The following is a 6,572-nucleotide window of genomic DNA, read 5'->3' on the forward strand; positions in this document are numbered from 1 at the left end:
CTCGTGGAGGTGCTGTACGTGGGGCGGGATCCGACGCTGCGCAGGCCCACGGGGGTGGTGGCGGCGTGAGCGGCCCGGCTTCCCTTCCGCGGGGCGGCGGCCGTCCGTCCGGCCGGCCGCGGCTCGGACCGCCCGCCGTGTGGGTGGCGGGGTGCGTGCTCCTCCTCATCCTGCTCGCGGCCCTCGCACCGGGGTTGTTCACCTCGACGGGGGCGACCGACACCGATCCGGTGAACGCGCTGCGCGCGCCCGACGGGGCGCACTGGTTCGGCACCGACCAGCTCGGGCGGGACGTGTACGCGCGGGTGGTGCACGGCACCCGCTACTCGCTGGCCATCGGCGCCGCCGCCACCGGCGCGGGTGTCCTCCTGGCGATCGTGTGGGGGCTGCTCGCGGCGCTGTCCGGACGGTACGGGGACGCGCTCCTCATGCGGGCGGCGGACGTGCTGCTCGCGCTGCCCGGACTGCTGCTCGCCCTCCTCGTCGTGCTCGTCACCGGCAAGGGCGTGGTCGGGACGACGCTCGCGGTGGCCTTCGGGACGGCGCCCGGTTTCGCCCGGGTGGTCCGCGCGCAGGCGCTGGTCGTCCGTCGCTCCGGATACGTGGAGTCGGCGACCGCCCTCGGTGTGCCGCGCCTGCTCGTGGTGGTCCGCCACGTACTGCCCAACACGCTCGGGCCGCTGCTGGTGCTGGCCACGGTCACCCTCGGCGCGGCCGTCTCCACGGGTGCGGCGCTGAGCTATCTGGGGCTCGGGGCCCAGCCGCCGACCCCCGAATGGGGCGCGATGCTCACCGAGGGCCAGGGCTTCCTGGACCAGGCGTGGTGGATAGCGCTCTTCCCCGGACTGCTGCTGCTGTGCACGACCCTCGCGGTCACGGTGGTGGGCCGCCACACACAGAACCGAGCCGAAGGACGGGCCCTGTCATGACCGGAGTAGGCGAGTCGTGGGCGCGGGCGCCGAAGCTGTCGTGGCGCGGCCGCCCGGCCGACGCGGCGCAGCCGCCGGCGCCGGCCGGGCCGCTGATCGAGGTGGCGGGCCTGCACGTCCGCTTCGGTACGGGAGAGGGCGCCGTGCACGCGGTGCGCGACGCCGCCCTGGAGCTGTCGGCGGGCCGCTGCCTGGCGCTGGTGGGCGAGTCCGGTTCGGGCAAGAGCGCGCTGGCCCGCAGCCTGCTCGGCCTGGCCGGGCCCACCGCGACGGTGGAGGCGGCCCGGCTGCGGCTCTTCGGCCGGGACGCGGGCGGGTTCGGGGACCGCGAGTGGCGGGAGGTGCGCGGGCGGCGGATCGGCCTGGTGGCGCAGGACGCGCTGGTGGCGCTCGATCCGCTGCGGCCGGTCGGCAAGGAGATCGCCGAACCGCTCCTCGCGCACCGTCTGGTGGCCCGGCGGGAGACCGGGGCGCGGGTGGTGGAGCTGCTGGCGCGGGTAGGGGTGCCGGAGCCCGCGGAGCGGGCGGCGAGTTATGTGCACCAGCTGTCCGGCGGGCTCCGCCAGCGGGCACTGATCGCCTCGGCGCTGGCGGCGGAGCCCGGCGTGATCGTGGCGGACGAGCCGACGACCGCCCTGGACGCCTCCGTCCAGGCCCGGATCCTGCATCTGCTGGGCGAGTTGAAGACGGCGGGCACCGGGTTGCTGCTCATCAGCCACGACCTGGCCGTCGTGGAGGCGCTCGCCGACGACGTGGCGGTGATGAAGGACGGCCGGATCGTCGAGTCGGGGCCGACGGCGGAGGTGCTCGACCGCCCCCGGCAGCCCTATACGCGGGCGCTGCTCGCGGCCGTGCCCGGCGCCCGGGGACGGCCCGCGCCCGCCGCCGTGACCTCCGGCGAGCCGCTGCTCGTCGCCCGTGACCTCGTGAAGGAGTTCGCCGGTCCGCGCGGCGGCCGTCGCACGGCCGTCGCCGGGGTGTCCCTGACGCTGCGGCCCGGCGAGTCCCTGGGCCTGGTGGGCGAGTCGGGCTCGGGGAAGACGACGCTGGCCCGGCTGGTCCTCGGTCTCACGGCGCCGGACGGCGGGGACGTACTCCTCGACGGGCGGCCGTGGAGCGGGGTGCCCGAGCGGGAACGGCGGCCCCGCCGTGGCGGGATTCAGCTCATACCCCAGGATCCGCTGAGCGCCTTCGACCCCCGGTGGACGGTGGAGCGGATCGTCGGCGAGGGCCTGCGGAAGGCCGGCGGCGCGGCGCGCGCCGAGCGGCGGGGACGGATCCTGGAGCTACTGGAGCGGGTGGGTCTGACCGGCGACCACCTCGGGCGGCGGCCGGCGGCCCTGTCGGGCGGGCAGCGGCAGCGGGTGGCGATAGCCCGAGCGCTGGCGCCGGGCCCCCGGCTGCTGGTGTGCGACGAACCCGTGTCGGCCCTCGACGTCTCCGTACAGGCCCAGGTGCTGGACCTGTTGCGGGAGTTGCAGTCGTCGCTGGGGCTGGCGACGCTGTTCGTCTCGCACGACCTGGCGGTGGTGCGGGAGGTGTGCGCCCGGGTGATGGTGATGAAGGACGGGCGGATCGTGGAGTCGGGGCCGGTCGCCGAGGTCTTCGCGGCGCCCTCCCACCCGTACACCCGGACGCTCCTCGCGGCGGTGCCGAGGCGGGCGCGCGGGGCGGACGGCGGCGGGCGCGGCGAGCCCGCGGAGGCGGGGACCGGGGCCGTCCCGGCGGCACAAGAGCGGCTTTAGATCCGGCCAACAGGGCGCTGCCAGCGTAGGCGTGCCCGTACCGTCCCCTGCCGGAGGTCAGCGTCCATGTCCCGCCCCCCAGTCGCCGCCCCGCGCGCGCCCAGACTCCCGTCCCTGACGGGACTGAGATTCGTCGCCGCGCTGCTCGTGTTCGCCTTCCACACCACCTGGCAGACGACGTACGTCTCCGGCGCGGGCGGGAAGGCGCTCGGCGACGTGTTCGCCAAGGCCGGTTTCTACGGCGTCACTTTCTTCTTCGTGCTCAGCGGCTTCGTGCTGACCTGGTCGGCGCGGACCGACGACACCGCGCCGAAGGTCTGGCGCCGCCGGCTGGCCAAGATCTACCCGAACCACCTGGTCACCTTCGTCGCCGCCGGCGTCCTCATGCTGGTCGCCGACGACGCGTTCACCGCGAAGGGCACGCTGGCCAACCTGTTCCTGCTCCAGGCGTGGTTCCCCGACCTGACCGTGCCGAACACGATGAACGCGGTGAGCTGGTCGCTGTCGGTGGAGCTCTTCTTCTACCTGTGCTTCCCGTTCCTGTTGCGGGTCCTGAACCGGGTGCCGGTCGCCCGGCTGTGGCCGCTCGCCGCCACCCTCGGCGCCTTCACCGTCCTCGCCCCCCTGGTCGGCCGGTACGCGGTCGGCGGGACGCCGCTGCCGTTCATCGACGACGGCACGCTCTCCTTCGAGCAGATCTGGTTCGTCTACTTCTTCCCGCCGGTCCGCGCCCTGGAGTTCGTCCTCGGCATGGTCGCCGCCCGGCTGGTCCTCGCCGGGGCGTGGCCCCGCTTCGGGCTGCTGCCTGCGGGGCTCCTCACCGTCGCCGGATACGTGGTCAACTCGAACGTGCCGTACCTGTACGGGGTCGCCGGGACGGCCGCGCTCTGGCTGACGCCGCTGGTCGCGGCCGCCGCGCGGGCCGACGAGAACGGGGAACGGTCGCCGTTCCGCGGCCGGGTCGCGGTCCGGCTGGGCGAGCTGTCGTTCGCGTTCTACATGGTGCACGGCCTGGTCGTCACGTACGCCCACCGGTGGCTGATCGGCGGCCAGGACGTGCCGCCCTTCTTCGGGGCGGTCCTGCTGGTCGCCGCGCTGCTGCTGAGCGTGGCCCTCGGGTACGCCCTGTTCCGGTGGGTCGAGACTCCGCTCGTGCGCCGGCTGTCCGGGCCCCGGCCCTCGCCCGGCCCCGCGCCGGCCGCGCCGTCGTCACCGCCGGCGGCCGTCGGCGACCCGCTGCCCGCCGGGCCGATTCCCCCCACCACCCTGGAGGCCAAGGAATGACCGAGACGTCCGCGCCGGCCGGGCCCGCCCCGGCCCCGCCCGCCTATCCGCAGGCCCGCGGCTGCCCCTTCCAGCCGCCCGAGGGCTACGCCCGCTACACCGAGCAGGGCCCGGTGTCGCTCGTCGAGCTGTACGACGGGCGCCGCGTGTGGGCGGTCAGCGGCCACGAGGAGGCCCGCCGGGTCCTCCTCGACGCCGCCACCTTCTCCTCGGACCGGGTCCACCCGCACTATCCGGCGACCGCCCCGCGCTTCGAGGCGGCCCGCAAGGTCCGCAACTTCATCGGCATGGACCCGCCGGAGCACACCGTCCAGCGCCGCATGCTGCTCTCCGCCTTCACGGTGAAGAAGGTGAACGCCCTGCGGCCGGGCATCCAGCGCCTGGTCGACGACCTGCTCGACGCGATCGAGGCCAAGGGCCCGACGGCCGACCTGGTGCCGGACTTCGCGCTGCCCGTCCCGTCCATCGTCATCTGCGAGCTGCTCGGCGTCCCCTACGCCGACCACGCCTTCTTCGAGCAACAGTCGCGGCGGGTGGTCACCGGCACCACCAGCCTGGAGGACTCCGCCGACGCCTTCGCACAGCTCAGCTCCTACCTGGACGGCCTGATCCGGCGCAAGGAGCGGGAGCCCGGCGACGGCCTCCTCGACACCCTGATCGCCGAACAGCTCGCGCCGGGCCACCTCACCCACCGCGACCTCGTCGACATCGCCCTGCTGCTGCTCGTCGCCGGTCACGAGACCACCGCCAGCGCCATCGCGCTCGGCGTGTACACCCTCCTGCGGCACCCGGAGCAGCTGGCCGCGTTCCGCGCCCACCCGACGGTGCTGCCCACGGCGGTGGAGGAGCTGCTGCGGTACATGGCGATCGCGGACGGCGTGGCCCGCTTCGCCACCGCCGACACCGAGCTCGCCGGACACCGGGTGAAGGCCGGCGACGGCGTGATCGTCGTCATCTCGACCGCCAACCGCGACGAGGCCGCCTTCCCCGGTGCCGACGCCTTCGACGTGGCGCGCGGCGCCCGCCACCACATCTCCTTCGGGCACGGCGTGCACCAGTGCATCGGCCAGAACCTCGCCCGCGCCGAGATGGAGATCGCCCTGTCCACCCTCTTCCGCCGCTTCCCGGGGCTGCGCCTGGCCGTGCAGCCGGACGCCCTGCCGCTGAAGGAGCCGGGCGGGGTGCAGGGCGTCTGGGAACTGCCCGTCACCTGGTGAGGGAGCCGGGCGGCGGACCGGGCCGAGGCCCGTCCACCGCCCGGCTCCGTGCACGAACGCGCCGCGGCCGGAGGTCGGCCGGCGGCACCTCGAGAAGGGACCCGAAGCGATGCGCATCACGGCCGACACCCGCCGGTGTCTGGGGGCGGGACAGTGCGTGCTGTCCGACCCCGACCGTTTCGACCAGTCGGACGAGGGGACGGTGCTGCTGCTCCGGGCCCCGGTGACCGGCCCGGAGGAGGAGGCGCTGGCCCGCGGGACCATCGCCCTCTGCCCCTCGCAGGCCCTCGCCCTGGAGGTCTGAGATGCCGGTCGACGGACGTCTGGCCGATGCCGTGGCGGACCACCGGGGCCCGCTGCTGGACGTGGCCGCGCTGCCGCCCGTCCCCGGTGTGCGGGTGCGGGAGCTGCGGGTGCCGGGGCCACCGGGCGCGCCTCCGGTGCGGGTAAGGGTCTACCGGCCCCGGGACGAACCGGCCGCGCTGCCCGCCGTGCTGTGGATGCACGGCGGCGGGTTCTGCCTGGGCAGCGTGGACTCCGTCCACGCGGGCGCCGCCCAGGCCGCCCTGCACGCGCGGGCCGTGGTGGTCGCCGTGTCCTACCGGCTGGCTCCGGAGCATCCGTACCCGGCGCCGCTCGACGACTGCTGGGCGGCCCTGGAGTGGACCGCCGGCCACACCGGCGAGCTGGGCGCGGACCCGGCCCGGCTCGCGGTGGCCGGGGTGAGTTCCGGGGGCGCGCTGGCCGCCGGGCTGACCCTCCTCGCCCGCGACCGGGGCGGCCCGGCCCTCCATTTCCAGCACCTGAGCACCCCGGTCCTGGACGACCGGCTGGCGACCGCCTCGATGGCCGCGTTCACCGACACGCCCGTCTGGAACCGGCGGCTGGCGGCGGAGAGCTGGGAGCTGTACCTGGGCGGTCCGGGGCCGGGTGTGCCGTACGCGGCGCCCGCGCGCGCCGAGGACCTGAGCGGGCTGCCGCCGGCCTATCTGTCGACGGCCGGCCTCGACCCGCTGCGCGACGAGGGCCTGGCGTACGGGCTGCGGCTGGCCGCCGCCGGGGTCCCCGTCGAGGTGCACAACTTCCCCGGCGCCTACCACGCCTTCGTGGACGGCGTCCCGCCGGAGGAGCAGCGGCGGATCGGGACCGAGCACCTGGTGGCGCTGCGCGCGGGGCTGCACGCCCCGGAACGGGCCCGGCCCGTCCCCGGCCGGGTTTAGAACGCCGCAAGACCTCCGTTAGTCCTGGTGGTGAGGCTGGTCGCGCATTCGTCCTCGTCGAGGGAGTACGTGACAGACCATGGCCAAGCCTCACTCAGCGCCGATCGCCGTCGTCGGACTCTCCTGCCGCCTGCCGGGCGCCCCGGATCCCGATGCCTTCTGGGAGCTGCTCGGACG

General features: G+C 75.3%; 7 protein-coding genes. All 7 read left to right on the forward strand.

Going from position 1 to position 6,572, the window contains the following annotated elements; translation table 11 throughout:
- Positions 1-155 precede the first annotated feature (155 nt).
- Positions 156-929, forward strand: coding sequence for an ABC transporter permease (locus tag ACFWN1_RS30530; RefSeq protein WP_384369091.1), 774 nt, complete (start codon positions 156-158; stop codon positions 927-929).
- Positions 926-2,674, forward strand: coding sequence for a dipeptide ABC transporter ATP-binding protein (locus ACFWN1_RS30535; protein WP_384369094.1), 1,749 nt, complete (start codon positions 926-928; stop codon positions 2,672-2,674). The genes ACFWN1_RS30530 and ACFWN1_RS30535 overlap by 4 nt, the downstream gene beginning before the upstream one ends.
- Before the next feature lie 66 nt (positions 2,675-2,740).
- Positions 2,741-3,958 carry an acyltransferase family protein gene (locus tag ACFWN1_RS30540; RefSeq protein ID WP_384369097.1) on the forward strand — a complete coding sequence of 406 codons (1,218 nt, stop codon included), beginning with the start codon at positions 2,741-2,743 and terminating at the stop codon, positions 3,956-3,958.
- Positions 3,955-5,175, forward strand: a complete 1,221-nt coding sequence (locus tag ACFWN1_RS30545) for a cytochrome P450 (protein ID WP_384369100.1) — start codon at positions 3,955-3,957, stop codon at positions 5,173-5,175. The genes ACFWN1_RS30540 and ACFWN1_RS30545 overlap by 4 nt, the downstream gene beginning before the upstream one ends.
- 109 nt (positions 5,176-5,284) lie before the next feature.
- Positions 5,285-5,479: a ferredoxin gene (locus ACFWN1_RS30550; protein WP_351110719.1), complete on the forward strand. Its 195-nt coding sequence runs from the start codon at positions 5,285-5,287 to the stop codon at positions 5,477-5,479.
- Between the two features lies 1 nt (position 5,480).
- Positions 5,481-6,395, forward strand: coding sequence for an alpha/beta hydrolase (locus tag ACFWN1_RS30555; protein ID WP_384369103.1), 915 nt, complete (start codon positions 5,481-5,483; stop codon positions 6,393-6,395).
- Positions 6,396-6,474: 79 nt separating this feature from the next.
- Positions 6,475-6,572 (forward strand): beta-ketoacyl synthase N-terminal-like domain-containing protein (locus tag ACFWN1_RS30560; protein WP_384369106.1); only part of this gene is annotated, 98 nt, incomplete at its 3' end.

This window comes from Streptomyces sp. NPDC058459 (assembly GCF_042721685.1).
GTDB lineage: Bacteria > Actinomycetota > Actinomycetes > Streptomycetales > Streptomycetaceae > Streptomyces.